The sequence below is a fragment of the Mycobacterium sp. E3198 genome (assembly GCF_001667015.1).
GTDB lineage: Bacteria > Actinomycetota > Actinomycetes > Mycobacteriales > Mycobacteriaceae > Mycobacterium.
The window spans coordinates 68766-93902 of the sequence record NZ_LZIS01000059.1; the positions used below are offsets into that span (position 1 = coordinate 68766).

A 25137-nucleotide genomic window follows, 5' to 3' on the forward strand; every position below is an offset into this window, starting at 1 on the left:
ATGACGGTGTCCTGATGTCACTAGTCACATAGATCCCTGACCTACTTACCCTCTCGGCTGTGAGGCCGATGAAATCCTTCCGCCCTAACACTAACTAGCCCCGTTTCGTGGCTCCTAGCGTCCATGCCACGGCAGCAATGGGGTGTTAAGGCTGCTGCCCGGTTCGGTCCTGCAGCCCAGGCTCCCAAGGATGCAGCGCGGCAACCCCGAAATAGGAAAAAGTCTTCCTGAGACCTGCACACCCGGAACATTCGTAAAGGAGTGGCCGCCGCGATGCTGAAGCAGATCGAACGCTTGTTGCTCACCACTGCCTGGCACTGCAAGACTCACGCCCATGAAGGAGGCGGAAGTTCAAGCTGCGTTCGTGGATTACCTCCAGGAACGCGGATGGAAGGTCAAGACCCACAACGACGATCACGCTGACGTCAAAGCGTGGCGCGGCGAGAATTTTCTGGTTGCCGAGGTAAAGGGAGCGACGACCGACTCTGGGCTGGATGTGGACACGGCGTACGGGCAACTGCTTCGAAGGATGGGAGATCGGTCCGACGGAATTCGATACGCGTTGGTCGTGCCCGACTCCGCCCGACGGGCTGCTCTGCGTGTCTCGGAAGAAGTACGGCGGCGGTTGGGAATCGACGTGTGGACAGTCGACGAGGCTGGCAACATTCAACTCGTTGACGACGTCTCCTAGCGGTTTGGGTGAAACGGTCGACGGCGTCATTCATTGCAGACCATCGGTGCCCTGGCCGCTTTGCCGCCAAAAGCTCAGGGTGTGAACCGACAACCCGCTCAGCTGGGCGACTTCAGCGGGAGTCAGGTTGTCCTTGCCCAGTGGCACCCGAGCGACAGCACACTCAACGAATCTCGGGCAGTCGCAGTCGGGAGCCGCGCAGGACGACCCGCCGGGGCGACCTCCACCCCCGCCGTGATGGACGTTAGCGAAGTGCCCGCACCGGCCGCAGCGGGCCATCCCTTTGATTGAGCCTGGCTGGTGGCTCACTGCGTTCGCCGTCTCTTGGTTCGTCGCGGTCGTTGATGGGGCGCATCAACTGTTCATCAATCTCGTTGAGGTCGACCCGAATCAGCCGACAGGACTTACCCATGCGGTATCCAGTCAGCTCGCCATCCTCAATGAGCCGACGCACGGTGTGGCCGCTGATCTGCAGGTACTCCGCAGCTTCGGCGATGGTGATGTAGCGGCGAGTCATTTGCATGGCCCAAGGCTTGTGTCGGCCTAACTGCAGCAGTGATTCCCGTTCAATTCGGATCAGGCGACCGGACGGATGGCCCCGTCACGCACTCCGATATGGCGCACATCAAGATCTCGCAGCACCTTGTAAATAGACCTCGCCACGGTCGACCCCGCAATATTCAGCCGCCTGGCCGATGGTCCACCACGGAGGGAGTACCACCGGCTAATTGTCGGCTGGCAAGACTCAACTCGCCACAGGAAGCTGGCGTTGCCGGTACGCCTCGGCAGCCCCCACGATCCTCCGGGCAGTCCTGTAGTACCTCCAGGATCGAAGGCCCGTTCCAACATCGCGCCAAACGACAAGCTGACTCCCAGCAGCGCGATAGCATCCGCGACGTGGCAGAAATGAGTGTGGCTGATTCCTGAGTTCAACGGCGATGGGCATCTCCCCCCCCAGGAGATACCGCACGACCCTGGAAATGGTTGAGGCCAGGTTCGTGGTCGATGGGCGATTCGCCGCTAGTAGAGAGCGCTTAAGTCTGTTCAATGGCCTGCTCAGGTACCTCACCGACTAGGGAAGCCGTTAGCTGCTGTTGGAGGCGAGCTCTCGGCGGAGTACCTAGGTGACGAACCTGTGCCGACGCGCTAGGCATCCTCTGGATGAGGTGCCGGTTGCGCAAAATAGGCACGAAGACGGGGCACGATGTCACTATCAAACAGTGGCGGCCCGGCGCGCCAGTCAATAGCCCGGTCTATTGCGGCCTGAAGCATCTCATCGTTGGTGCCCCCCATACCCGCTACCGCCGTACGCGCCATATGGACGCAGTTCTCGAAATACTCCGCCGAAGCATCGTCGCTGAGTTCCCGGATTGTACGACGTGCGACTACGGGGCTGTCTTTGCTGCCAGTCATCGCCTCAACCCACCACACACTGTTACGACGAACAAAGGACGCCCCCTGTCGGCTTCCACCCATGCTGTTCCATGGAGGCAGCTTGTGGTGATATTGAAGGAATCCTTCGAGTAGCTGGCCCTCGGCATTGCGCGCATACGGCTCGTACTCTTCGTCAGCGATCGCTTCCTGCAGGACCACGCTAAAGCCAAGACGCTGGTGATTCTCGAACCACTCGTTGACCTCGCGCCCCTTGTTTCCCTTCCCTGGCTTCGTGCCTTTCAAGGTGTTGTGTTGACCAAACCGGCTGGGCAGGTTGCTGGTCACCCCGATGTAGAGGGCCTGTCGAGTCGACGGATTCCAGAAGCAGTACACCCCTGCACGACTCCATTCATTCCCTCGTGTGAGCATTTCGAGCGCGTCATACATCGCTTTGCGTTCGTCGCCGGCATAAACGTCGCGGACAACTGTCCCAAATGGCATGAGCCAACTGTAGGGCTGCTCGTTAAGTAGCTCGGCCCGTGATTGGCTCGCCGTCATTCCCCGTCAAGCGCGACATGCTGTGCGGCCGTAGGCCTCCCAGGGGCGTAGCGGCCAGCAACACGCAACGGTAGCGCAATCGTTGCGGCAGGTCCTCGTGGGACCAGATGGTCCGGGTTCGTGGAATGCAGGAGGCGGCTTCCGTATTCGTAGCGGCCGCACCTCTGCCAGGCCCACGTCCATCCATTAGCGGTGGCGGGCGGGAAGCCCAGCGTTTTGGCCAGTGCAGCCTGCGTTACTTCAGTCATGGGGCGAGCCTTCATTCGCTTTTGCCGTTACCGACATCTTTCCCTAAGCAGCCAAATCCCTGTTTAATGCAACCCAGGACACGGTCAAGGAACCGCTCTAGGAGAAGCAGATGGTGCAGTACCGCGAGTCCAAGAAGGTCGGCCCAGTTCGTTTTACGGCAAGTAATCGCGGAATCTCGGCCAGCGTCGGGTCTGGACCGTTTCGGGGCACCCGGCGTGCGGACGGTCTTTACCAACGGATGGTGCGGGTTCCCGGCTCGGGATGAGGGACAACAGAGTCATCAGCAGTCAGCGCCAAGCCCCCGCTCCGGCGCAGCCGAACATTGCGGTGCAGTTGGGAAAGCTCTCCGGTGTGCCTCCTAGCCCTCGGCATGATTGTGAGCGTCCTATCGGGCAGTCTCACTTTGGGCTTCGGCATTGTCGGCGGCTTTTTCGTGGTCGGACTGATCGGCGTAGCGGTCTGGATGGTTGTGCTAATCCGCCGTCGTAATCAGGGGCAGTGATGAAGGTCGTTACAGTTGCAGCAATCGTGGCTATCACCTCGGGATGCACTGCGCCTACGGCAAGCGCCAGCCCAGGCGTGACGTGCGCAGAAGTGGGTGGCGTGTTCGTACAGCACTATGACGATGGACGCGGCACCTGTATGCCCGCCGATTCTCGTCGGAAGTGCCACATACCACCCGACGAGCAGGAGGCGTTTGACCCTACGGGCAATTATGTGTCGGAATTGCTGATGCACCCGCCTTATGCATACGGCGACGTCGACTGGTTCGACATCGGGATGATTAAGCTCGCGAGCAACGCCGACTGCTGGAAGTTGCCTTCGTGAGCCTTATCCGCCGACGGTGCGGCCCGGCTTCGCCTCGACGTTTATCCGCTTGTGCGGCTCGGCCTGCAGGGCGGTGTCGTTCGATTTGACTATCATGCCGCACGGGTTTTCTTCTGTGGGCCAATTGATCTCAGCGCAGCCCCTGATCGTGCTCGCTACGCCTGCGTTAGCGGCGGCCTCGGTCTAGTTGAGCACTAAGAGGATTGAGCTTTCGAGTGTCTACTCCGGTTTGCATAGTTCCCGCCAGATCCATCCGTCGGTTCGATTCCAGGTTAGAACTGCGTAGCCTCCGGCGGTGAGCCACACGTGCGTCGCGGGTAAGCCGTCTGGCATCTGGAACTGCGGTACATCACGCCGACCCATCCTGAGGTTGTCAAGGAGATCGAATCCTGAGCCGTAGATGTCAGGGACTCCAATCGCAAGGTGTCGCTCAGAAACACCCGGATGGTTGCGCAGCTTCTCCAGCTTGGTCGCGATGGCAGCACTGGACAGCAGGGCGGCCAAGTCCTCGTCGAGGCCCTCGGTACGAGGAAACGCAACGACTGGAGGCATATCTATGCGAATGGTGCCCGGTCTCCCGTCGACCGCATGAAGCCTGTTGTTAGTCGAGGCGAACCATCGAATATCGGCGTCGTCATGTGCTGCAAATGGTAAGTGAGTCGACGAGGTGACCCCGTGACAGTCACACGCCGCGACGATCGCTGGAAGCCGCCGCCGGAGATGATCGAGTCGTGTCCCTAGATCGACCACTACGGTCCATCCTCGTGGACTAGGGCATGCGATCGTCTCGCCATCATCAAGCTCGGTCCCCCAAGCTGCGGCCCGGCGATCTTGGACGGTGGTCATCTCGACTGCGCCGCTGGCCGATGGAGACATGAAGATATAGTCCACCGCGCCCTGCAGGCCGTCGCGGTCGTGCTGTGTGAGTGAGACTCCATGCAGCTGCTCGATAAGGAGTCTCAAGTACAGCTCCGAGTTGCGCTCAGCGGACCGCATGGTTCGCTGCTTCTAAGGCTTGCGCACGATGCGGTGCACCGTGGTACCCGACGGTCCCTGGATCACCCACGGATCTCCGCCGTCGACCGATTCAGATTCCAAAGCCCACACGGTCCCGGTTTCCGGTGTGAAACTGAATTTCTTGTTTTCTACCTGGAACAGCACCGCATGCCCATCGTGTTTCACTAGCAGTGACACACCGGTCTGGACTTCTTCGATCGGAATAGGTAGCACGTCAAGGTCTTCTGTCTCCATGTCCCTAACCATAGAACCGCGCATCGACACCAAGCGCGTATTCGTGCTGCCGGGTGTCGGACGTCGTGGTGTCGCGGCAGCGTCGCGTCCATGGGTTTTCCCGTGGTCCACACTGGGAAATCCTGGAAGACAAGTGCACGGAGCGTCGCCCGGTCTGTCCGTGCAACCTCACGGCTCAGTGGTACAACCTTGTCGGCGCTCTATGGGAGTATCGCGCGGATATCAGGGCAGGTAACGCCAGGCGCTTCACCGTAGCGATGCGGCACCGTCCCGATGAGCGAAGGGTAGATCCATGGCGACAGGACCCCAGTGTCAAGTCGAGCGTTGCAAGTTTCCGGCGACTGCGATGCAACGCCTTAAAGAGCGGAGTGGGGCATTCGATTTCCCGGCGGACGTGCCCGTCTGCGATATACATCGGGAGCAGCTATCTGACCCGGCGACGGAATGGGTTTTGCTTAATGAGCCAGAAGGCCGACGGCTCCTCGTGGGGGGCATGCTCGCCGAGTTGAACGAGTACATCCTGGTGGAGCCGATCAGCGAAATGGTCGGGCACAAGGCGAGCCGAGACTTCAGCCATCCAGAACACAACGGCTATCACGTGCCCATGAAGGTGCGTGTACGAGGCGGCGCTGAAGAGACCATCACGCTGGTGATCCCGCCAGACCTTCTATCGGCTAGCGCCGAGTTTTTGCATAGATTCGCAGAGCGGTTAGCGCCGAAGCCGAAGTCAAGCGATCAGCCATGACCAACCTAGATTCGCAATCCGACGAGCTTTGTTCGGCGATCGAGGTGCGGCTGGACCGCTTTGCGAGAACCATGAGCGAGGGCAACACAACCGCAGACCGCTACCGCCGGTTGTTTGCCGACCATCAGCCGGAAGGTGGCCGATGGGGTGCGTTCTGTACCGGTGCCCATCCGGCGAAAGTACCTTGGCCATGTCGAGAGGTCCGGCGACTCAACCAAGCAGACACCTATCCAACCAGCGTTCACGCTGCGGCTCGATGGCTTGATGTGGTGCAGCGAATGCGAGACATGATCGCGGCGACCATTCCGCAGGCGATCGACAATATCGAGCATCAGCTGCGAACCGGCGGCCCAAACGCCGAGTACAACCGGCGGTTTGCCTTCAGCGCATTCACGATGCCGTTCACATACGCTATTACTGCCACGCCACCCAGGGCTGGCAGTGAAGTGGAAGCCGCGATCGCACCCCTGAACCGGGCGGTACAGGATCTACTGACTGACTCCGATGTGCGTACCGCTATGTCGCGGTTGGAGGAAACGATGGCGGGCGCTGAAGAGGCGCTGGCGAGGCTGGTGGCGGATCCGGAACCAGCATCTCTCACGGAGCTTGTCGAAGAGTTAAAACGCACGGTCAAGGTCTCGATGCTGGCGGCGCTAGTCGGTGCTGCAGGGATCGTTGAGCTGGCCGACGCCGAGTTCGCCACTCGCCTCGAAGAGTTGAAATACCCTCCGCCACAATCACGTTGGGTAGAGCTTGCCCGCGAACCTGTCGCTGTGGTTGGTAGCCCGACGGACACGACCGTCAGCATCGAAGAGATCTACCAGGCGGCGACACCAGGAGTGCAGGGAATGCTGCAGGCTATGCGCGGCGAAGTCTCGCCACCCCGGAAAACTGAAGTGCAACAGATCCAAGGAGCACAGTGGATCAGCTTCATATTCGCGGAGTGGAATGACCACTACCGGTTCGAATTGGCGAAAGTTTGGGACTGCAGTCACCGGGACTATGTGTTTCCGTTCTTCGGAGAGCTTGCCAAGGTACGCAACGATTTCATCCACAACGGCGGTGTCGCCAAGCGTGCGACTGCGAACTGCCAGATTCTCGGTTGGTTCAATGAAGACGAGCAAATGTTTCTGACTCCGGGCATGTACGTCGATGTGGTCCGAAGCTGGCCTTGGGACGAGCTGCTCCATGAACCGAGCCCAAACCAAGATTCTCGCAATCAATATTCAGGTCGAGCACCAGTCACGTTGATCGATGCAGTCCAACGAGCAGCTGCAGCAGATGGGGTGAAACCGGATGACGTATTGGAAGAAGCTCTACAGCTTTGGCTGCAACGAAGTGGCGGCTAACTCGCCTCGGCGAGGTATCTGTGCAGAGTAGCCCGACTCACCCCAAGGTATTTAGCAACATCTCTGCCGGTGTGGCCGTCGGCCTTCATTCGCTTGGCGGTAGATGTCCTCAGCATTGGAGACCTTGCGGGGCCACCCGAATGTGGTGTCAATAGCGCGAGATGCTGCTCTCGGTCCGATGAGCCCGGCGGTCAAATTAGTTCTTGTTGAGGCCGAACTGCCGGGACATCAGCACATCTTTCCAGTAGCCCTCTCGGGCCAGTACCTCCTCGTCGGAGGTACGCATGGACCAGAACTCCAGCAGCGCGAAGCGCAAGTTAACCCGCGCGTACTCCGGCCCCTTCTGGCCAATGAGTTCTTTGAGGGCGACGTTGTGCCCGTGCAAACTATCGACGTACTGGCGCAGTCTGGCCCAGATTCCGGTATCACCATAGGCTGACCCGACGTATGCCTTGCCGGTTTCGACATCGTGGATGACGTAGACACCCTTCATGTACTGCAGGGCCCCGCGCCAGTCATTCCACTCCTGGGTGACGGCGGTCTCCAGCACCCCAAGGGAGTGGTTGATCCGATCATGGCCGGGGAAAGGCTCCCCCGCGTAAGGGAGACTGAGGATGGACACGACTTCGATGTGGTCCAGGTGAGTCTCCATGTTGAGTCGGATCGCGCGCCCTGGTGGGCGGAACTTCACCCAGAGCCGCTTTACGAAGGACCCCATTAGGTCTTCGCGTAGCGCGATCTTGTACGAGTAGGCGTTGGGCTTACTGCCGCGAGCCACGACCTCAAAAACACCGCCGAAAAGCCAGTGCGATGGATCATTTCGGTCTCGGGCCATCGTGAAGATGTATCGCCGGTTGAACTCGTCGCGGGCGGGCCGCCATCGGCTCCACTTAACCCACTCATCCCATGAGCGGGTAAGAACATCGAGGGGATGGTCCTCGCCGTTCCAGACTGCGCAGTGAAGCTTGCACGCCGTCGGATCGAGATCGCCGATCAGGCTCCTCAGTGGTATCACAGGCATCTCGCGATGGTGCCGGGTGTTACCAAATGACACTAGAGAACAAGGACCCCGTCGCGGATGAGAATCGCAGCCGGGCTGCCGGTGACGCGGTTTCGGGTCTGGTCACCGCTCTAACGAATTCAACGACCGATCGGCTTAGCTATGAGTAGCGTCGCAGCCGTGGCTGCAGACGATGAGAAGGTCGCCCAGTGCGTCGCGTACTACCGGAAGCTGCTGGACGCCCGGCCCAAGACGCCAGAGTCGCTACAGCAGGCCACCCGTAGCGGTCTCCAGCAAATCATCCATCGGGCGGGAGCCAAACGCCGTACCGACGTGCTCTTGGCCCGCCTCGACGAGGCCTTCGCCGAGAAAGGGATTGTTACCCGTCCGCGCCTGACTGATCCGAAGAACAGGCCCGACGAGCGCATCTACATGTTCGACCGCCGCCACCAGCTCAAAGGGCTGTCGAAGCTGACGCGCCAGTCGTTTCCCGATGAGAACAGCTTGCGCCAGTTCATCCTCGCCAACCTCCATGAGTTCGACGAGTTGCGTGGTCTCACTGTGGTGGAGAAAGAAAAGAGGCAGACCAGCGGTCGCCGATTTGATCTGCTTTGCAAGAGACCCCGACGCAACCAGTTGGTTGCGATTGAACTCAAGCTCAAGGCCGCCGACTACCGGACCGTCGGCCAATCCCTGCAGTACATCGACGACCTCATCATCGAGGCCGACAAGCAGGGTTGCTCACCCCACTTCATCCTGATCGCCGGTGGCCAACCAAATCCGGCAGCCCATGACCAGATCCAGGACTATGCCGAAGCCCGTGGTGTGGGCGTGACGTTTCTTCTCCACAGGGTCGAGATGAGCCTTCGACTACACCCATAACATGCCGATTTGAGACAGGCCACGAGACCTAGTTTCAGGTCAGTCCGAATTTCCAGCGACAGGGGATTCGGAGGCTGATCACCACCAGCATGCCGGTCCGTGCATCCCATGTCCGTCGGGACGGCTGATTACTTCAGTCCGGCTGCTCCACTCGGCCCAGTGGGCTGCGAGCCACTCGCGCTGCCCTCCTGTGGTGGCCACATTTGGACGTTGGCCGTGCAGCGCGGCGCACAACTCGTGTGACTCGAGTGAATCGGCGACGTAGATGGTTCCGTCGGCTGCGACCGCCAGCAGACCCCGATCGAACAGCTTGTGCGGATCGCGCCGCAACAGGAGTTCGCCCTCGATGTCGTGACGGCCAATCTCTGCGCCGCTGTAGAGGTGGCATGCTTCCAGCGCCTCGGCAGGAGCGTCTGATTGGCTGGGCGATCATTCCGTTCAGCCAATCAGCTTCGCCTTCTGCGCTTCAAACTCTTCCTGTGTGAGCACACCGGCATCCCGGAGCTGAGCAAGCTTCATCAGTTCGTCAGCGACGGACGTAGGCGCAATGTGTGGTGGAGTCTGCGGCCCTTGCGATTGAAGGGCAGATCCAAAGTCCGGACGCGCACGAAACCAGTCCTCGATCTTCTGAGCTGTCCCGTAGTTAATCGCAACCTCGGCGAGGTTCGTGCCAGACCCCTGTACAGTCAGCACTTCCTGCAAACTCGATGCCTTTAGACGCTTCTTGTCGTCCCGAGTCGCCTTCCGAACCGAGAATCCCACCACATCACGCACTCGCACTTTGAAGGCAGGCAAAAGCTTCCCGGTCTGCCGATACTCGACTGTCCCGTCGGGATACTCAATCAAGCTCCCGTTCCCGAAGCCCAGTCCATGTGAGGTCGGCTTACCTGCCATGCCAGTGGGTCCTCTCGCTATTGCAACTATTGCGATGAACAACGCTACGCATCCATACGACGTGCCCTTGGGCCAGAAAACGTTTCGATCAAGTTAGGCCAACACTAGTCCTGTCAACGGGCCCACAAGCTATGCAGCCTCATCGTTCAACAGATACCGATACAAGGTCGCTCGGCTCACCCCCCAGGTACTTGGAGATGTCCTTGCCGGTGTGGCCGTTGCCAGCCAGGCCTGGACGTCCATCATGATCGGTGTGGCATGGCATCACCGAGGAATCAGCGCAGAGAGTGCGTCAGGCAGTGTGTCGGGCGTACACAGAGTGACGTCGCTTTGGAGTGACGGCCTCAGCCCCTCGCCCCATACGTAACCCAGGCCATACGCTTTGTGCTGCTGATCTAGAACTGGGCCGAATGCTCGCCGGTAGCTAAAGAGGTCTAAAGTCGCTGCTCGTGCTGAATCGGCCACGGTACGTTTGTAGCCGCCCTTCACTTCGACTACTAGCCAACGGATTTCGCCAGAGTTGTTGGTCTTGATGATCAGGTCAGGGATCAGGCCGCCGATGCCAGAGAATTCGTGAGCGGCCTGGACTTCACGGTACTGAGACCCTGCAGACAGCGCACCCGGTGTTGCTTGATAGAAAACTTCCACTGTGGCCTCATCCCGCTGGCCTCGAAAGATGACCGGCGGCCAGAGTATCCCAGTAGGGGGTGCTTTCCACCCGAGGCGGCGGAGTGCCTTGATTGTGTCGAAGGCGCAATGCAATTCGAGCAGCACGCTGTCGCGACTGGCTATTAAGGCGCGGTGCTCTACAGCATCTCTGATCGCATCCCGGTCAAGGCGAGCGATGTAACGCTGATACAGCTCGACCACTTCTAGGGCTTTCTGGTAGCGGAGTCGCGCTCGGCATGTGCGCACACGGCTCATCGTGGTCGGCGTGGGTGGGCGGTTCGGCACTCCGACAAACTGGCGGGCTTGTAGCCATCGGGTAGCGTCCGCCACTCGATCATGAATGAGCCTTGGTGGCCCCGTGCTAGCTCCTCGATGCCAGCCGGTGCGCCTGCCAAACTCGGCGATAGAGAACAACGCGAAAGTCAGCACTTGGTTTTCAGGTGTGTTGAACGCTCGGCGAGTGGGCGTTGTGACGAACAAGTTTGGCGCTCCAGTCGCAGCTCGCTGGGCGTAAGTCTCGCTCCATCGTATGGAGCCTCGGATTCGCTGGCTACTCACTTCCACTTCGGATGCGGTTGTTGGCGTGAGCCTTCTGATCAACGATGGCATTTGCTCGAGAAGCTCTCGGACTGGTTCGCTCAGGATGAAGTCGAGTTGTGCCAGATACCGAACTTCCGCCGTGGGCATCTGTAGCAATGCACCTGCACGAAGCAGAAGCTCCTCGCCTCCTGGACGGTACTGCGCAGAATCAGGCGTGACATAGCGCCAGATATCCTCGCGGAGGCGCAAGATCACCCTCGAGCGATCCCACGTTCGGGTCTTCATGGCTCTGGAAGATCGAAGGTATCGTCTTCGTTTTCTTGCTCTGGTTGCTTTCCAGGAGGACTCAATGACTCCAAGCCCAGCACGGTGTTGAGTGTTTGGCCAAGACGATCCTTGCGTTCCGCAGTGCCGACTAAGCGGCGCATAATCTTGTACAGCTTCTCACCTGTCGGCTCATCGATACCTTCGAACTGCGGCAGAAGATAGCTATAGAAGGCCTCGAACATCAGCTGACCATCCTCGGCTTGCTGCAGGGAGATCCGCTCACGAAGGTACTTGGTGAGGTCCATAAACACTGCCGGGCCGAGATCCTTGATGTCGCGCAAGACGAGTAGTCGCTTCGCCAGTGATGCGGCCTTGGCTTCGCCCTGAGCGCTGTCATCGATCAGCTCTTCGAAGATCTCCGGGGGCGGCGATGCCACTTCGATGAAGGCGAACCGGCGCATGAGCGCGAACGACATCTCGAATAACAGCGACTTGTCGAAGACGTTCATCGTGGCGATGATGCGCCAGGACTTTGGAATGTTGAGGACATCGCCATCAGCGATTGGGCTCTGGGCTCTGGGCGGAAGCAGAACCAACGGCTTGCCGTTGGCCTCTGGACGGGAGTACGGCAGCACTACCGGCTGTCCAGATAGCACTGTGAACAGTTGGCCGAATGCTCGATCAAATTGTGAGCGGTTCAGCTCGTCGATGAGCAGCCAATGGTTCTTCCGTATTGCTTGGAGGAAGTGCCCCTCTTCGAACTCAAGCTTGTCGGTACCTCGCGGGCGCAGTCCTCCGATGGTCTCGTAGGTAGTCCAATCTGCCGTCGCGGTCGTGGGCATGAAACCAGTGCACAGTCCGGCCTTCTGCGCAGCTTCAGCAACCGCCTGAGCCAATGTGGTTTTTGCGGTGCCGGGTGGGCCAGTCAAGATGACGTGTTTGTCACTAGCGAGGGCGGCGAGAAGTTGCGTGTAGATCTCGTCATTCAGCTTCAGGTTTGCTTTGTCAGCAGCCTCGCGGATCAGATCCAGCGTCAACTCGTCTTGCTCTCGTACGTGGTGACGGGGCTGGCCCAATGGGTGTGACGCCGGGTTGACGTAGAACAGATCGCGGGCGTCATACTCAATGTTCGGCAACACAGCCAGGAGACTTCCGTGTGAGGAAGTCGACGGGGCGTGCCCTTCTGCCCCAGACGCACGAACCATGTTCCATATGTTGTGAAGCTCCTGTCTGGTAATCGAATCCGGTTTTTCGGTGCTTAGCCGCGTGTAGTTGATAGCTGTGTCAGTGATGCTGTCCAGTTGATACCGCTTCTGCTCGACCAATGACTCCCATCCGTGCGCCTCCGTGAGGTAGGTGCGCAGTTGCTCCCAGGCATCGTCGAACAGCTCATCGCTGCCACGATCCGGAGTTTCCCTCAGGCGGAAAACCAGCACCTTGCGCAAGGTGCTTCCGCCCGTATCAGGGGCCTCCCGCTCGATGTACGGCTCTATGTCATCCACGGCGAAGCGGCCCACGTAACGGACATTGCTACCGCCCGCCCCTTCGAACAGCCTTATCGCTCGCCCGTCTTGTCGATGATTAAGTATTGCCGCATTACCGCGAACTAGTTCCTGGTCTCCCCGCTGGCCCTCGCCGGTGTAGAGGAACACTTTCTCGTCGCCGTCGTCTACCCAGCCGTCGAAGACATAGCCATGCGGGCTGCCGGACGCCTTGTCGGTGAAGATCAGTATGTTGGGCGACATTCGGCATGGCGAGATGCCGCTTTGACGACTACCACCGAAGCGATCGTGGAGGGTCGAACGCTTTATCACCTGATCCACCTGATACGGCCAGTTATCCCCTGCATCGCCGTGAAGGTCTGCTGCCAATTCGCCCAACTGAGGTATCTCCTGGTCAAGGTAGGCGGCCAGCGCAGTCGAGATGCCTTCGGTGGCGCGCATGTGGCGTAGCCTCGGAAGTTGTTGAGATGCGCGCCAAGGATGCTTGGTCGGTTCGCCAAGAATCTGGGCGATGTCCCGCTCGTAGTAGACGACCTGACGGGCAGGGATTTCTTCGCCCCGGACACCGATTTTTTCACCCCTGGCGACATAGCCCATGTTGGTCGGGTCCTCGTTTAACCATCGGCGCATCTCGTCGCGTACCTCTGGCGGCACAGGAGTAATGCTCATGGCTGCTGCCTTCCTCGATAATTGCTATCTAGTTAAACAAACAGTCGAGTGCGAGAAGCTACCGTCGGCGGTCCATGACGCTTTTGCATCCGGCGAGTGGGTGCCGTTTCTAAAGATCCGAGGCCCGGGCGCGGCATGGACCCTAGGCATCAGGTTGGCGCAAGTCGCGCAGTGCGATTTCCTAGTGTCATAGGGCTAGTCGGAGTTCTCCTCATCACTTCGCGGTCGGCATGACATCGCAGGTGGGGCTCTGCTGAAAGATATGGATTCGCTTAGTCGTTAGTTGGCTATAGCCCTACTGACCGGAGTTTGAGGATATGTTGGTCAGCCTCTGGACGTTCGATTGCGGAGGAGACTAGGCGGTGGTTCTGAGCGCACAGCCTGAAGATGAGGGCAGGACTGGAGACGGTAAAGAGAGGCTTACCCTTGCCATCGTCGAAGCCCTCAAGAACAGGGGACTGTCGCAGTCAGAGATCGCGAGGCAATACGGCGTCACCCGACAACACGTGTCCTGGATCAAGCACACCTACGGCGGTAGGTTGACTCCGAGAGAGTCGGTGCTTCAACGCTTCCCGTTCAGGGTCCCGGTAAAGATGGGCAACACCTCTCCATTCAAAAGGCTCCGGGACCACGGGGAGTACGTGGTCACTGGTGGCGTGGGAATGTCCGAAGACAAGCTCCAACGACTCCGCAGCTTCTACCGCAAGCTGCGGGAAAACGACTTGGTCGTGGAGTTCAACCCCAACATCCCCCCGATTCCCGGGGTGAGCAGCAGGGGCGGCTGGGCCTTCCGAGAAAGAACGAAGGACGACGAAGATCTCCTAATCCGCGTGAACGAGTACACGCATATAGCCGACGAACTACGGGATATCTGGCGGTTCCCCGCAGTCGATCCCTAGAAGCTGATTGACGAAGGCGGCCCGACCAAGCCAGCGGGGGCGTCGTCCGACCTACTGCGAATGGCCCACTCCTCGCATTAGTCAACCGGTGGCGAGGTATCTGTACAAGGTCGCCCTACTGACGCCGAGGTACTTGGCGATCGCCTTGCCCGTGTGGCCATCGGATTTCATCCGCTTGGCAGTGGTGATGTGCTCGGCGTCGCCGACCTTTCGGGGGCGTCCGAACTTGGTTCCGTTAACGCGAGATGCTTCGCGTTTCAACGCAGTACGTTCTTTGATCAACTCTCGCTCGTACTCGGCCAGGGACCCGAGAACACCGATCATCATGCGGCCTGCAGGAGTGGACGAGTCGATGCCGTCGGTGACCGACACCAGGGTGATGCCACGCTCGGTAAGGGCCTTGACGGTCTCCAGGATGTGCAAAGTATTGCGACCTAAGCGGTCAAGTTTCCACACCACGATGGTGTCGCCCTCCCGGACATAAGCCATCAACTCGGCCAAGCCCGGACGGTCATCACGCGCTCCGGACAGGGCGTCGGAGAAGGTCTTCGTGACGCCTGCCGCTTCAAGGGCTTGGTTCTGCTGATCGAGGGTCTGGGCGACGGTCGAGACGCGGGTATAGCCGATCCGCTGACCCACCGTGTGTCCAATGACATTTGGGGTGTGACTCATAAGTATTGGAATCGCAGATTCGAGATGGTTATTTCCGAGACGAACTTTTGAGACAGCTCGACCTTGGCGAACAGGTGCGGGTTCGGACCGTCTACCCGGTGTCTCAAATGTGGTCTTTTCTGAGACGCCGGGCGGCGACGTTTCTGGCAAACCAAGGGCTAAGACATCGAGCGGTGGGAGCGGCTTCGGCTTGCGGCGACTAACGTGGGCCACTCGGCCCCGAACCCGCGACGGTTTAGGTGCGAGAATTCTCCGATGTCGGAACTTAACGATGCCGAACTCGCAAACTGGCGGGTCGACCTATCAAAGCGACATCCTCGTGTTGCTGGTCCACTCTTGGAGGCTGCGCTACGTCGGCAGCAGGCGGCTGCGGTTTGGAAGCCAGGAAGTGTACGGCTTCGCGGACTGAACCAGCTGCTCATGCACCTGGACTCTGTCGCTGCTGCGTTCGGCCCGAACCGGAGAGAACAAGCACTATCCAGGCTGGTCATGCGCACTGCGCGAGATTTCGAAGCGGCACTTGAGGCGGGCTTCTCAGGTTACCTATCTATCGCTGTTGATGCGATGAGGGACGTTCTTGAGGCAACGGACCTGGTATTGATGTTTTCGACGGATATTAAGCTGGTTGACGCCTGGTTGGGCATGCCGCCTGATGACAATCGGAAGTTCTCCCCGCAGAAAGTTCGAGGACGCTTACACAATAAGGGCGTTAAGTATAAGGAGAACTCGTGGGCGACCAGCGACTACAAAGGCCATAGCAGGGCGTTGCATGTAAACCCATGGTGGGAGTTGGTTGGCGAGAAGGGCATGTACCCGCGTGAGACACCGCTGTTCAGAGACGTCCATTTTTGGGAGATATTCGGGCACGCTCGCGAACTCGTTTATGCGTTAGATCGACTTCGTGACCAGTGCGAGTTCGACTGGCCAGAAGTGAGCCGAGCAGAGGATCTAGGCGATGTAGCCCAGGCCTACGCGCTAACCCACCATAGGGAGACAATCATGCTCACTGTGCTCGAAACTTATCGCCCGAGTTCTTGGCGTGACCTCGCCGTCGTGATCAAAGCAGCCTTTAGCGACTACGCCGAAAGGAACTCTGAGCGCCCAAGCAAAGCGATTTGGCGTGACTCAACGTAGCTGAATGCTCGCTTGCCCATTTAGAGCGGTCAACACTTCGTCGAATCCTCATGTTCAAGTGCCTCGACCAGGTTGTCGGCGGCGATCACGACCTTCAACAGTGCTGCCACATCGTTCTCATGTTGGAAGAGTTCGTTCCTGGTCTCTCTGTACAAGTCGAGGGCTTCGCTGAGTGCTTTGTTCATCGTGCTGCTCCTTCCCTGATCTGTCGGACTGGAAACTCCAGCGACCGTGTCTTCGAAACAAGCGCCACCACTGCAGGTTTCACGGTTGAACGTTTGCCCACATCGCTTTGGCTACCCGTTCGGCATCGGCGGTTGCCCAAGCCGGATCGCCGGGATAGCCGGGGTTGGCAGTCGCGTTGGGGCCGGGGCCCTGGCAAGTGCGGGCTTCAACAACTACGTTCTTGCGCACGCCCAGTGCCTGCTGGCAAGCGTCTGCACCGTTCTCACCGGGCGGCGATCCCATCGAGACGGTCATCAGGGTTCCGTCGTTTTGGACCTTACCCAAGGTGAACCCCCGTGCGTTTTCATAGCCGAGCGTTACGCCAACCGTCTCGTGACTGCAAGCCTCCCATTGGGTTTGAGAACTCGCGAGGAACGCCTGAGCCTGATCGGCGGACGGAAAAACGGCGGCTGTCTGTTGAAGCAGTTCGGGTCCGCGCATTCCTGGCCCATACATCTGGGAGAACGTCTGGGTCTTGATTGCCTCCAATTCTGTTTTGCTGTAGACATCGTGCTCGCCGGTGAAGGCCACTCCGACACACGACGGAGGTCTGACCTGGCCCGAATGATCGGATGTTCCATAAGAGGAGGAGTTCATAGCAAGTCCACCTGCCCCGCCGCCAGCGGGGTCGCCGGAGACGGGCACTCCCAGCAGCTTGCTCAGCTGGTCAGCGGTCAGCAACACTTGATCGATTGCCTTCGGCAAGAATAACGGTTGCGGTGGCGGTGTCGATGACGCAGTAGCTGACCCGACCCGCCCCGATTCGTCAAGCAGCAGTACACCATTCACCGAGACCATCTTGAGCCAACGATCTTCGGTATCGGACGCGCCGTCGCGCCGAACGTACTTGAGCTTGGCGACCACGCTGGTCGTGTCGCGCGGGCTAACCGAAAGAAGCGTCACCGATTGTATTGAGGCCCAAAAGTCTAGGAACTCACGCTGTCCGGTTTGGGTCTGACAGTGGGTATCGAGTTTTGCCCACGCATCCGTGGGACGGGCTGGAAGGTCGGCGTAGTAGTTAGCGACAAAGTCTCGCATGCTCTCGAAAGTGATTGGTGACGCAGCGGACGCCGCCGTAGTGGTGGCGCTGTTCGCTGCTAGGTCATGCTGTGGTCGCCGCATTGCAGCCTTGACTACGCCGACTGAAGCAACCAAAAGTATGGCAAAGAAGACCGCTAGGAATACTGGTCGTCGCCACGGTGGTTGCATCCGAGCCGGGGTAGGGGCTTCTTTGGTGTCGGCCATGATGGTGTCAGCCTGGGCTTGGTTGAGCGCCCTCCGGGCCGCCTGTGCCAAATCTTTCGGTCTCGAGTATCGCTGCCGGGGATCCTTCGCCAGGCCAGTGGCGATCACATCATCCATTGCCATGGGGATCCCGTGACGCCGTGCGGAAGGCTTTGGAGGCGGGGCGGTCATATGCGCCATTGCCACCTGTTCCAGGGTGGTGCCGGGGAACGGAGGCTGGCCGGTGAGCGATTGGTAGAGCACGCATGCCAAGGCATAGATGTCGGAGCTTGGTTCTATCTCCCCGCCGCTAAAGCGCTCGGGAGCCATGTAGGACCAAGTGCCGATGGTCGCTCCCATGGACGTTATGGCAGTCTCGCCGGCGGCGCGAGCGATCCCGAAATCTATGAGGTAGGCGAAGTCGTCTTGCGTGATGAGGATGTTGGACGGCTTGACATCTCGATGCACCAGGCCGACCTGGTGAGCAGCCTGCAGCGCTGAGCCGATCTGCTCGATGATCCGAACCGCCCGCTCAGGGCCTAGGGGTCCGTCGTCGAGAAGGGTGGACAAGTCCTGACCATTGATGAGGCGCATCGCCACATAAAGGCGTCCGTCGATCTCACCGACGTCATAGAGGGGAACGACGTGCGGTTCGTCCAGGCGGGCGGCTGCACGCGCCTCCCGGCGGAACCTCTGCTCGAACGTTCTGTCCTGGGCGAAATGCGGGAGCAGCATCTTGATTGCCACCGTCCGATCGATAACGGTGTCGTGTGCACGCCATACCTCGCCCATCCCGCCACGACCCAACAGCTCGATAAGGCGGTACCTCCCGAATGGCGTTCCGTCCAAGTCATCCCTCCATGGCAACTGTTCGCTCCGGGTAACCCTAAGCCGAGGCTCCCGGTGCGAAAGCTGAAGGAAGAAATTGGCGGTCAGTTGTCACTGAGATTGAGTACCGTCACCGGCGTGGACACGACCACCCCGTCAGCAGACTTTCGAAGCATCGTTCTGCGGGGAGCCAACGTTGCGTCCTACAAGTTTGCGCTCGCCAAATCGGTACTGGAGCTGGCCCAGGCGGGTGTCACCGAAGCCGCTCTAGAAGACCTTGCTGTCCCGTTCAGCCGGGAGCTGTGCGCTCATCTGAAGGAAGTCGATACCCAGTCGACGTCCTCGGGTAGCCGTTTCCTGGATGCCTGCCGACACTTCAACGCGGGCAGAATCACCCAGACCGAACTGGTGGAGACGACAGCCTTGCTGGGCTTCAACAACGTCATCGACGCCTTCCACGTCGTTGACAGAGCCGATGTCGGAACCCGCTTTTTCGTCGACGAACGGCATCAGTCCTTGCGGGGAATCCGGTTCACGGACGAGCTACTGACGCTGGCTTCCGACGGGACCACAAGAGATCCCCTCGATGCGGAGGCTGAATCTCGTTGGCAGCTCGTCGAGAGCGCCTGGGACGAACGCCGCTCTACCGGGAAAACGCTTGTCGTAGAGTATGACCGGCCAAGTGAGATGATCGTGCGTGGCATGCTCGGACATCGCCGCTCCATCACTTGGGTTCGTCCGGGACTCAGCGGCTACCAAGCCAGTACATGTTTCTATTGCGGCACCACGATTACACCCCTTCTGGGCCTTGACTACTCTGCCGATGTCGACCACTACTTCCCCCACATGCTGATGAGCCGAGGAGTTTTCGTTGACCTTGATGACGTCTGGAACTTGGTTCTAGCCTGTGCCGTGTGTAACCGGGGCCCATCCGGGAAGTTTGACCGGCTCCCTCACGGCGATTTCCTCGAAAGGCTTTGGCAGCGCAATGAGCAACTCATCAACAGTCACCACCCCTTAAGGGAATCGATCATCGCCGCTACGGGAGCCACACCCGAGGCACGGCTGCAATTCCTGCGCTCCGTCCAGACCCGCGCCACCGAGCACGCTCGTGCGGATTGGCGGCCACCGAGGTGACCGAGGGAAAACTGGTCCGCGACTTGATACCCGAAATCATCCGGAAATCCGGCAGGCACCCGGAAGTGCGATATTTATCGGGTACCGAGTTGGTGGGCGCTCTGGTCGCCAAGCTCTGTGAGGAAGCACGCGAGGTCGGGGAAGCGTTCAAGGACCGAGAGTGTCTGGTGCAAGAACTGGCCGACCTCACGGAGGTGATCTCCGCACCAATGTCGGTGGGCGGCGTTGGGCAACAGGAGGTCTTCGACGTCGTGGAGGCGAAAGCTGCACTGCGGGGGCGGTTTACCACGATCCCCGGTTGATGTCCTCCGACGGATTTATGTCGCAGGATCTCCTTCCGTTACCGGGCCGCGCTGCCCGCCTACCTCAAGCCTCCCAGCGCCAACGGTCGGCGAGGTGACTAGGTCGCCACCGGAATGGACGGGGTCGGCTCTTTTAGTGCTCGGCCTTTGTGCTTGACGGTTATTGTGGTGGCGGCGGCGGAGGCGGCATCCCCGGCACGGGCGGGGTGAAGGTCGGCTGCCCTCCCATTTGAGGGGGGGCCGGGTAGTCCCAGCACGTCCCCGGTCCTTTACCGTCCGTCCCGAGGGATGTGCACACACGATAGCTACCGTCGGGATTGAAGCAGGTCGTGCGGACCCCGATGGGCACGTTATACATAGTGTTCCACTCGGTCCTGCAGTTCTGGCCGGGATCAGCCGAGGCGGTTTCAGCTGCCACCACAGTGGCCGTAATGAGCACTGCTCCGATACAGGCCGCAGCGATGACATTCTTCATAGTTCGGTGCTCCTTTCGGGCCGTACGGATGCAGATTCTGCACCTTCTCATGCGTAAATGAAATGGTTAGCCCGTGCTGCTGCGCGAACGAATTCCCGGCTCGGGATATCGGCATGTGATATTACGTCCAGTAGCGGTTAGGACGTCGCCTAGGCAGGGACCCTACGAAGAGGGATGCCGCAAGCCGAGTAGAGGGAAGCCGGGCGAGGAGCGCACTTCCTAGTTTTTAGGGTTGCCAGCGCAATCGAACCAAGCTGGAAAATCGGCGCAGACTGGCCGGTTTACGTCGACCCAGCCCAGGTTTGTGCAGATGGTGTAGGTCGTCCCGCCGTTCGGGCCGACTGTTCCTAAATGGGCGCAGTCCCCACTTGGGTCCGGTCTGACCGGCTCGTTGACGTGAATCCAGCCGACGCTTGTGCACAGCGTGTAGGCATGAGCTTCCGGGACGAGTGTTCCTATGTCGGTACGGGCACACGATCCCGAGGGGTATGCGCCTGCTACCGGTGCAGCAATCAGGCCTGCAGCAATGAGCGTCGATGGCGGGATAGCTTGCAGCGCAGCAAGTCTCATAATCCACACCTTGATCAGAAAGGCGCAACGTTGTCGATGCTGACAAACATGCCGTGCCCAGTGCCGTCGTTGGTGAAGCGGGTGCCGTCGCTGTTCGGGAGGATTGTCCAGCCCAGCACGTTATAGGCCTGGCCGTAGTTAAGAACGATGTCGTTCTGAGGGCTGGCACTGCCGCCAGCGGCGATGTTCCCGTTCATCCAGGAGAACGCTCCGCCTGACGTGACGTTTGCGATGTCCCAGTGAATAGCCTCACCGCCGCAGCGCAAGTATGTGCCGGGCGGAGGGGGACAACGGGGAGGTGGATCAACCGGGGCTTGCGCGAATCCCGGAAGGTATTGGCAACCCACCCTGTCCGGCTGGACGTCGCAGCGAACCTTGCCAGACTCGGTCCTGACACGTTGGTCAGCGTTAGCCGCCGGTAACCCGACGAAACCTAATGCGATAACGACAGCGACCACAAACGCGATCCGCTTCATGGGTCTGAGGGTAATGAGCCGGTGTCTCTACCCGCAGCAGATCGAACGACCAGGGTGGCGACTGAGATCAGTCCAAACGCGAGACCACGATCTCAAGGGTTGTGCCGATTGCCTCGGCTACGTGGCGGAGTTCGATTACATCCAGGCGGCGTTCACCTGACTCATACTTGCTGACGAACGACTGGGGTACGTCTAACCGCTCAGCGACCCGCGCCTGGGTGAGTCCAGCTTCTCGGCGCAGCTGCCGCAGCAAGGTGCACAGCTGCTGGTACTCCGCCGAGTAGATGGATTTCTCCACCCAGCCAGCGCACCGTGGGCCTGCTAATATCCCAATTTAGGATATTCGAGCGTTCATCCAATAAGCCAGGAGTCATGCACCGATGCTCCAGCAAAGTTGTAGACGGGCGAACGCATTACTCCTGGCGGTCCCGGCGGCAATGACGATCGGCATGATGTCGGCCCCCTCGGCCCACGCCGTGCCAGCCAACTGCAACGCGGTGACAAATCCGCAAGTCGTTTATACCCCGTGCTGGCAGAGCTACGTCCACGGCGAGCAGTGGGCATTCGACGCAATCAAGCAGTTGGGACGACCACCCCGAACCATTCCGGGATTTGGAACAGACCAAGTAGTTGTGATATGCCGCCAGGGACTAAGCCAAGAGAACCCACCCGATCGTGCTGCCTGGGCGGACGGGTGCTCCAGCGTGTTTGCTGCACAGCTGGGCTGATTTCGTGAGGAAGTTGGCGTTGATTAGCGTCCTTGCTGGCGGTGCCCTGGTGGTCAACATCAACGCTATGGCCCACGCCGATGTCAACGATTTTATCGAAGATGTTCATGGAGAGCTGGGAGTTTCGAACTTTACTAGCGGAGACTCGGGTCTGGCCGCTCAGGGCGTGTGGATCTGTAACCAGCTTGACAATGGGGCGCAGTTTAGTGTCGTGCTGCAGCGGTTTGTTCAAGCCAATCCTGGAATCCTGCCCTTTACTGCTGGTCGACTCGCAGCTATTGCCGTAAGGGATATCTGTCCTTGGCATCGAAATGACATCTACTAGACGATGGCGCAGCGTCGGTCCTCCGAAGTGGCGTGCCACTCGCAGGGGAACTCTCCGACCCTTTTCCAGGGGAGGGGCTTGGGTGCGGCCATTATCAGTATCTTCGTCTAGGAGTCATTGGTGATGAAGAGAGCAGTAAGCACCGCCATCATGGCCCTGGGTGTGACAGGAGCTGTCATCTCTGCCCCTCCGGCTAACGCCAATCCCGGTAGCTACCTTGTTTGCGTGCAGAACTCTGTTCCTTGGGCAGTGAGCGATCCCGACCTAGTGGCCCAAATGGGGAGAGTCGTCGAGGCCCAGATGGATGCCGGGCATAACGCGAATGAACTGGTCCCCGCAGCTAAGCAGGCCTGGAATCTTTCATTCCACGATGCCGACATCGTCGTGGTGTGCGCCGGAGCGGCTCGCATCTATCACTGGCCTCTGACGCCGACAGGCTGAGCGATGAGGAAGAAGTCCTGAGCTTACCTCGGCACGCGCCAAATAATGACCCTCGGCAAGGTCGGCGTACTTTGGATCGGTTTTTTGCGAGGGTTCTGGGAACTTTGAGACACAAATTCGCAGATCACAGTTGTAAGTACTCAATTCGTCCTGGGCTCTGATCGTGTACTGGGATTGTGAGACTTTCCCACCGAAATGTGTAGGTACGTCAGGAGGATTCATGTCGACTGCCCTTGAGGCCACCTTCTCGGCCAGGGAAGCAGCGGTTATTCTTGGGCGCTCATATTCTTGGTTGGATCAGCGTCTTCGCAATAGGAAATTCACTTTGCCTGACGGTACTGTGCTGCAGCCCTGCCGAACCACAGGAGGCTACAGACGCTTCGATGTGGAGACAATCAAAGAGATAGCGTTCTGCTGCTATAGGAACAACTGGTTTACGACGATGCAGGAATTGAGAGGCAGCCTTCGCCGGCTGTGTGTAGCTGCCTACACGTAAAGGACCCTCATTCCCGCCCGCCTAGACGTGCTCAGAGCCACGTTTGATGATCTCCGGGCTTTCCCCCTACCCTTGACCGACCGACCCCTACATCCTCACCACAGGATTACCACGGCATCATTGCCGCCCGTGCAACGAACAGAGTTGACAGTCGCAGGACCACGGATGCCATTCGTGCATTCTCTAGGGCTTCCCGCAAACTGAGGGCCCACTGCTCCGAGGACACAAACGGGTCGCGCTTCTGACTCTTGGCGCATGACTTGCTCCTGCTCGACGGGTAGTTGACGCCGTCAACCCTCCAGGACGAATCCGCTGGAAACCAACCGGAACGAAAGGGAATGAGATGGAATGGACCTGCTGGTCAGCAGGGGTTTTGCCCAGTAGATGCTCGGTTTCGATTCCCGGCAGCTCCACTTAGCTTGTCCTTGCAAACTCCTACGCTGCTCAGCGCGGCGGGCATAGGCTCTGGCTATTCGGCGATGGGTATTGGGAGTGCGCGATGTCGTATGTTCTTGCGTTGCCCGAAATGATGTCCGCCGCGGCCACGAACGTGGCCTCGATCGGCTCGGAGGTCACGAAGGCAAACCAAGGCGTGGCGCAGGCCACCACCGGGGTGTTAGCCGCAGCCGAGGACGAGATCTCCGTAGAGATCGCCGCGTTGTTCTCCGCCCACGGCCAGGGCTTTCAAGCGCTTGGCTCACAGGCGGCGGCTTATCAACAGTGGTTTGTGCAGGCCTTGACCGGCGCGGCCGGTGCGTATGCCGGCGCCGAGGCGGCCAACGCGTCACCGCTGGCCGCCCTCGAGCAGGCGGTGCTCGGTGTTCAGCAGGAAGTTCAGCAGATCCCCACGACGCTGGCGGCCGGGATCACCCAGGAATTCGATGTCCTGTTTGCCGACCCACATTCGCCGCTACTGGCTCTGCTGACCGGCGACAATCCGCTACTCGGTCTCGTTGGGAGCAACACACCGCCGCGGTTGTTGCCGTTGCTGTTCGGGGAGACGGTGCAGCACACCACCTATAACGGGATGCCCGTCGTGCAGATCACGCCGGCCCATCCCAACGGGGACTACGTAGTGGCCATTCACGGAGGCGCGTTCATCTTGCCGCCGTCGATCTTCCACTGGCTGGATTACACGGTGATGGCGTATCAGACCGGCGCGACCATCGAGGTGCCGATCTATCCGCTGCTGCAGCAGGGCGGCACCGCCGGCACGGTGGTCCCCACCATGGCCGGCTTCATTGCCCAGGAGGTCGGCCTCTACGGGACCTCCCACGTCAGCGTGATCGGTGACTCCGCGGGCGGCAACCTCGCATTGGCGGCCGCCGAATACCTGGTGGCCAACAACCCTTCTGGCGTACCGGGGGCAATGGTTCTGCTGTCGCCCTGGCTGGACTTGGCGCGGTCCGGGGGGCAGATCGGCAACGTGTGGGCGAACGGACTTTCCCTGACCAACCCCGAGGTGAGTCCGCTGTACGGGTCGCTCAGCGGGCTTCCGCCGACGTATGTCTATTCGGGCTCGCTGGATTCGCTCTTCCCCGAGGCGCTTGCCCTCCAGCAAGAAGCCATCACGCAGGGGGCCCCGATGGGCTTCGTTCTGGCGCAGGGCCAAGTTCACGACTGGATTCTGCTCACCCCGACCGGCCCTCGATACTGGGCGCAGATCGACCAGGAACTCGGCATCGCGCACTGACGCGACGAACGTCAAGTAGTCGACTACTCTAGCTGGCCCGGCAG

The 25137-nt window shown here is 59.6% G+C and carries 27 protein-coding genes and 1 pseudogene; 13 read left to right on the top strand and 15 right to left on the bottom strand.

The window, feature by feature from the left end; translation table 11 throughout:
• Nucleotides 1-334 precede the first annotated feature (334 nt).
• Entirely contained in the window at nt 335-691 is a 357-nt protein-coding gene (locus A5673_RS07245; RefSeq protein ID WP_068229151.1) for a hypothetical protein, read from the top strand.
• Nucleotides 692-935: 244 nt separating this feature from the next.
• Here A5673_RS07245 and A5673_RS30560 read toward each other — a convergent pair whose 3' ends face one another.
• Together A5673_RS30560 and A5673_RS28195 are read right to left on the bottom strand one after the other, a co-directional pair.
• On the bottom strand, nt 936-1214 hold the full coding sequence (locus tag A5673_RS30560; RefSeq protein WP_068229154.1) for an excisionase family DNA-binding protein: 279 nt from the start codon (nt 1212-1214) through the stop codon (nt 936-938).
• A gap of 623 nt (nt 1215-1837) precedes the next feature.
• The gene (locus A5673_RS28195) at nt 1838-2566 is read right to left on the bottom strand and encodes a GIY-YIG nuclease family protein (protein ID WP_197518314.1); all 729 of its coding nucleotides are present in this window, start codon (nt 2564-2566) and stop codon (nt 1838-1840) included.
• Between the two features lie 415 nt (nt 2567-2981).
• Between A5673_RS28195 and A5673_RS30565 the strand changes: the two genes are divergently transcribed.
• A complete protein-coding gene (locus tag A5673_RS30565) occupies nt 2982-3137 on the top strand; it encodes a DUF4236 domain-containing protein (RefSeq protein WP_082958589.1) in 156 nt (51 codons plus the stop codon).
• A 329-nt stretch (nt 3138-3466) separates the two neighbouring features.
• Complete coding sequence (locus A5673_RS28925; RefSeq protein ID WP_156747962.1) at nt 3467-3700, top strand: hypothetical protein; 234 nt, start codon at nt 3467-3469, stop codon at nt 3698-3700.
• A gap of 219 nt (nt 3701-3919) precedes the next feature.
• On the opposite strand, the gene A5673_RS28930 is transcribed toward A5673_RS28925, so the two are convergent.
• Together A5673_RS28930 and A5673_RS28935 are read right to left on the bottom strand one after the other, a co-directional pair.
• Nucleotides 3920-4696, bottom strand: a complete 777-nt coding sequence (locus tag A5673_RS28930) for a hypothetical protein (RefSeq protein ID WP_156747964.1) — start codon at nt 4694-4696, stop codon at nt 3920-3922.
• A 12-nt stretch (nt 4697-4708) separates the two neighbouring features.
• Nucleotides 4709-4951 (bottom strand): hypothetical protein, encoded by a 243-nt coding sequence (locus A5673_RS28935; RefSeq protein ID WP_068229157.1) that lies wholly within the window; start codon nt 4949-4951, stop codon nt 4709-4711.
• 292 nt (nt 4952-5243) lie between these two features.
• Between A5673_RS28935 and A5673_RS28940 the strand changes: the two genes are divergently transcribed.
• Nucleotides 5244-5696: a hypothetical protein gene (locus A5673_RS28940; RefSeq protein ID WP_156747966.1), complete on the top strand. Its 453-nt coding sequence runs from the start codon at nt 5244-5246 to the stop codon at nt 5694-5696.
• Nucleotides 5693-7045, top strand: a complete 1353-nt coding sequence (locus A5673_RS07265) for a hypothetical protein (protein WP_156747968.1) — start codon at nt 5693-5695, stop codon at nt 7043-7045. The genes A5673_RS28940 and A5673_RS07265 overlap by 4 nt, the downstream gene beginning before the upstream one ends.
• Here A5673_RS07265 and A5673_RS30570 read toward each other — a convergent pair.
• Nucleotides 7042-7161, bottom strand: a complete 120-nt coding sequence (locus A5673_RS30570) for a helix-turn-helix domain-containing protein (RefSeq protein WP_082958590.1) — start codon at nt 7159-7161, stop codon at nt 7042-7044. The genes A5673_RS07265 and A5673_RS30570 overlap by 4 nt on opposite strands.
• A gap of 80 nt (nt 7162-7241) precedes the next feature.
• Complete coding sequence (locus A5673_RS07270; RefSeq protein ID WP_068229166.1) at nt 7242-8066, bottom strand: GIY-YIG nuclease family protein; 825 nt, start codon at nt 8064-8066, stop codon at nt 7242-7244.
• A gap of 159 nt (nt 8067-8225) precedes the next feature.
• Here A5673_RS07270 and A5673_RS07275 point away from each other — a divergent pair, with 159 nt between their 5' ends.
• Nucleotides 8226-8927 (top strand): endonuclease NucS domain-containing protein, encoded by a 702-nt coding sequence (locus A5673_RS07275; protein ID WP_197518315.1) that lies wholly within the window; start codon nt 8226-8228, stop codon nt 8925-8927.
• 78 nt (nt 8928-9005) lie between these two features.
• Here A5673_RS07275 and A5673_RS30575 read toward each other — a convergent pair.
• From A5673_RS30575 to A5673_RS07280, 4 genes and pseudogenes are all read right to left on the bottom strand, one after another.
• Nucleotides 9006-9332: pseudogene (locus tag A5673_RS30575) on the bottom strand (HNH endonuclease); the annotation flags it as partial.
• 33 nt (nt 9333-9365) lie between these two features.
• Nucleotides 9366-9821: an SHOCT domain-containing protein gene (locus A5673_RS28210; RefSeq protein WP_082958591.1), complete on the bottom strand. Its 456-nt coding sequence runs from the start codon at nt 9819-9821 to the stop codon at nt 9366-9368.
• 264 nt (nt 9822-10085) lie between these two features.
• A complete protein-coding gene (locus tag A5673_RS28950) occupies nt 10086-10691 on the bottom strand; it encodes a hypothetical protein (protein ID WP_156747970.1) in 606 nt (201 codons plus the stop codon).
• A 620-nt stretch (nt 10692-11311) separates the two neighbouring features.
• Nucleotides 11312-13468 (bottom strand): AAA family ATPase, encoded by a 2157-nt coding sequence (locus A5673_RS07280; protein ID WP_082958592.1) that lies wholly within the window; start codon nt 13466-13468, stop codon nt 11312-11314.
• A 362-nt stretch (nt 13469-13830) separates the two neighbouring features.
• Here A5673_RS07280 and A5673_RS07285 point away from each other — a divergent pair, with 362 nt between their 5' ends.
• On the top strand, nt 13831-14367 hold the full coding sequence (locus tag A5673_RS07285; protein WP_231970916.1) for a helix-turn-helix transcriptional regulator: 537 nt from the start codon (nt 13831-13833) through the stop codon (nt 14365-14367).
• A gap of 81 nt (nt 14368-14448) precedes the next feature.
• On the opposite strand, the gene A5673_RS07290 is transcribed toward A5673_RS07285, so the two are convergent.
• Nucleotides 14449-15039: a recombinase family protein gene (locus A5673_RS07290; protein WP_068229175.1), complete on the bottom strand. Its 591-nt coding sequence runs from the start codon at nt 15037-15039 to the stop codon at nt 14449-14451.
• A 255-nt stretch (nt 15040-15294) separates the two neighbouring features.
• Here A5673_RS07290 and A5673_RS28955 point away from each other — a divergent pair, with 255 nt between their 5' ends.
• Nucleotides 15295-16173 carry a hypothetical protein gene (locus tag A5673_RS28955; RefSeq protein ID WP_156747972.1) on the top strand — a complete coding sequence of 293 codons (879 nt, stop codon included), beginning with the start codon at nt 15295-15297 and terminating at the stop codon, nt 16171-16173.
• A gap of 29 nt (nt 16174-16202) precedes the next feature.
• Here A5673_RS28955 and A5673_RS28960 read toward each other — a convergent pair whose 3' ends face one another.
• Nucleotides 16203-16358 carry a hypothetical protein gene (locus tag A5673_RS28960; protein ID WP_156747974.1) on the bottom strand — a complete coding sequence of 52 codons (156 nt, stop codon included), beginning with the start codon at nt 16356-16358 and terminating at the stop codon, nt 16203-16205.
• Nucleotides 16359-16437: 79 nt separating this feature from the next.
• Nucleotides 16438-18471 (bottom strand): serine/threonine-protein kinase PknH/PknJ, encoded by a 2034-nt coding sequence (locus A5673_RS07295; RefSeq protein WP_082958593.1) that lies wholly within the window; start codon nt 18469-18471, stop codon nt 16438-16440.
• Nucleotides 18472-18525: 54 nt separating this feature from the next.
• Here A5673_RS07295 and A5673_RS07300 point away from each other — a divergent pair, with 54 nt between their 5' ends.
• Both A5673_RS07300 and A5673_RS07305 read left to right on the top strand, forming a co-directional pair.
• Nucleotides 18526-19587, top strand: coding sequence for an HNH endonuclease domain-containing protein (locus A5673_RS07300; protein WP_197518316.1), 1062 nt, complete (start codon nt 18526-18528; stop codon nt 19585-19587).
• Nucleotides 19569-19889, top strand: a complete 321-nt coding sequence (locus A5673_RS07305) for a nucleoside triphosphate pyrophosphohydrolase (RefSeq protein ID WP_068229184.1) — start codon at nt 19569-19571, stop codon at nt 19887-19889. Before A5673_RS07300 ends, A5673_RS07305 begins: the two co-directional genes overlap by 19 nt.
• Before the next feature lie 1059 nt (nt 19890-20948).
• Here the strand turns inward: A5673_RS07305 and A5673_RS28965 are convergent.
• Nucleotides 20949-21410 carry a hypothetical protein gene (locus A5673_RS28965; RefSeq protein ID WP_156747976.1) on the bottom strand — a complete coding sequence of 154 codons (462 nt, stop codon included), beginning with the start codon at nt 21408-21410 and terminating at the stop codon, nt 20949-20951.
• 67 nt (nt 21411-21477) lie between these two features.
• Nucleotides 21478-21708, bottom strand: coding sequence for a helix-turn-helix domain-containing protein (locus A5673_RS07315; RefSeq protein ID WP_068229190.1), 231 nt, complete (start codon nt 21706-21708; stop codon nt 21478-21480).
• Nucleotides 21709-22142: 434 nt separating this feature from the next.
• Between A5673_RS07315 and A5673_RS28215 the strand changes: the two genes are divergently transcribed.
• The 3 genes from A5673_RS28215 (at nt 22143) to A5673_RS07320 (ending at nt 25093) form a co-directional block, all read left to right on the top strand.
• Nucleotides 22143-22463 (top strand): DUF732 domain-containing protein, encoded by a 321-nt coding sequence (locus A5673_RS28215; protein WP_156747978.1) that lies wholly within the window; start codon nt 22143-22145, stop codon nt 22461-22463.
• Between the two features lie 249 nt (nt 22464-22712).
• A complete protein-coding gene (locus A5673_RS28970) occupies nt 22713-22904 on the top strand; it encodes a hypothetical protein (protein ID WP_231970918.1) in 192 nt (63 codons plus the stop codon).
• Nucleotides 22905-23899: 995 nt separating this feature from the next.
• Nucleotides 23900-25093: a PE domain-containing protein gene (locus A5673_RS07320; RefSeq protein WP_068229193.1), complete on the top strand. Its 1194-nt coding sequence runs from the start codon at nt 23900-23902 to the stop codon at nt 25091-25093.
• Nucleotides 25094-25137: the final 44 nt, after the last annotated feature.

Bases quoted from the DNA above. Each gene is read 5' to 3' on its own strand.
- A5673_RS07245 (WP_068229151.1), top strand. From the start codon at position 335: ATGAAGGAGGCGGAAGTTCAAGCTGCGTTCGTGGATTACCTCCAGGAA.
- A5673_RS30565 (WP_082958589.1), top strand. From the start codon at position 2,982: ATGGTGCAGTACCGCGAGTCCAAGAAGGTCGGCCCAGTTCGTTTTACG.
- A5673_RS07265 (WP_156747968.1), top strand. From the start codon at position 5,693: ATGACCAACCTAGATTCGCAATCCGACGAGCTTTGTTCGGCGATCGAG.
- A5673_RS28960 (WP_156747974.1), bottom strand. From the start codon at position 16,358: ATGAACAAAGCACTCAGCGAAGCCCTCGACTTGTACAGAGAGACCAGG.
- A5673_RS28955 (WP_156747972.1), top strand. From the start codon at position 15,295: ATGTCGGAACTTAACGATGCCGAACTCGCAAACTGGCGGGTCGACCTA.
- A5673_RS07270 (WP_068229166.1), bottom strand. From the start codon at position 8,066: ATGCCTGTGATACCACTGAGGAGCCTGATCGGCGATCTCGATCCGACG.
- A5673_RS30570 (WP_082958590.1), bottom strand. From the start codon at position 7,161: ATGCTGAGGACATCTACCGCCAAGCGAATGAAGGCCGACGGCCACACC.
- A5673_RS28210 (WP_082958591.1), bottom strand. From the start codon at position 9,821: ATGGCAGGTAAGCCGACCTCACATGGACTGGGCTTCGGGAACGGGAGC.
- A5673_RS28195 (WP_197518314.1), bottom strand. From the start codon at position 2,566: ATGCCATTTGGGACAGTTGTCCGCGACGTTTATGCCGGCGACGAACGC.
- A5673_RS07290 (WP_068229175.1), bottom strand. From the start codon at position 15,039: ATGAGTCACACCCCAAATGTCATTGGACACACGGTGGGTCAGCGGATC.
- A5673_RS07280 (WP_082958592.1), bottom strand. From the start codon at position 13,468: ATGAGCATTACTCCTGTGCCGCCAGAGGTACGCGACGAGATGCGCCGA.
- A5673_RS28940 (WP_156747966.1), top strand. From the start codon at position 5,244: ATGGCGACAGGACCCCAGTGTCAAGTCGAGCGTTGCAAGTTTCCGGCG.
- A5673_RS28935 (WP_068229157.1), bottom strand. From the start codon at position 4,951: ATGGAGACAGAAGACCTTGACGTGCTACCTATTCCGATCGAAGAAGTC.
- A5673_RS07320 (WP_068229193.1), top strand. From the start codon at position 23,900: ATGTCGTATGTTCTTGCGTTGCCCGAAATGATGTCCGCCGCGGCCACG.
- A5673_RS30560 (WP_068229154.1), bottom strand. From the start codon at position 1,214: ATGCAAATGACTCGCCGCTACATCACCATCGCCGAAGCTGCGGAGTAC.
- A5673_RS28965 (WP_156747976.1), bottom strand. From the start codon at position 21,410: ATGAAGCGGATCGCGTTTGTGGTCGCTGTCGTTATCGCATTAGGTTTC.
- A5673_RS28930 (WP_156747964.1), bottom strand. From the start codon at position 4,696: ATGCGGTCCGCTGAGCGCAACTCGGAGCTGTACTTGAGACTCCTTATC.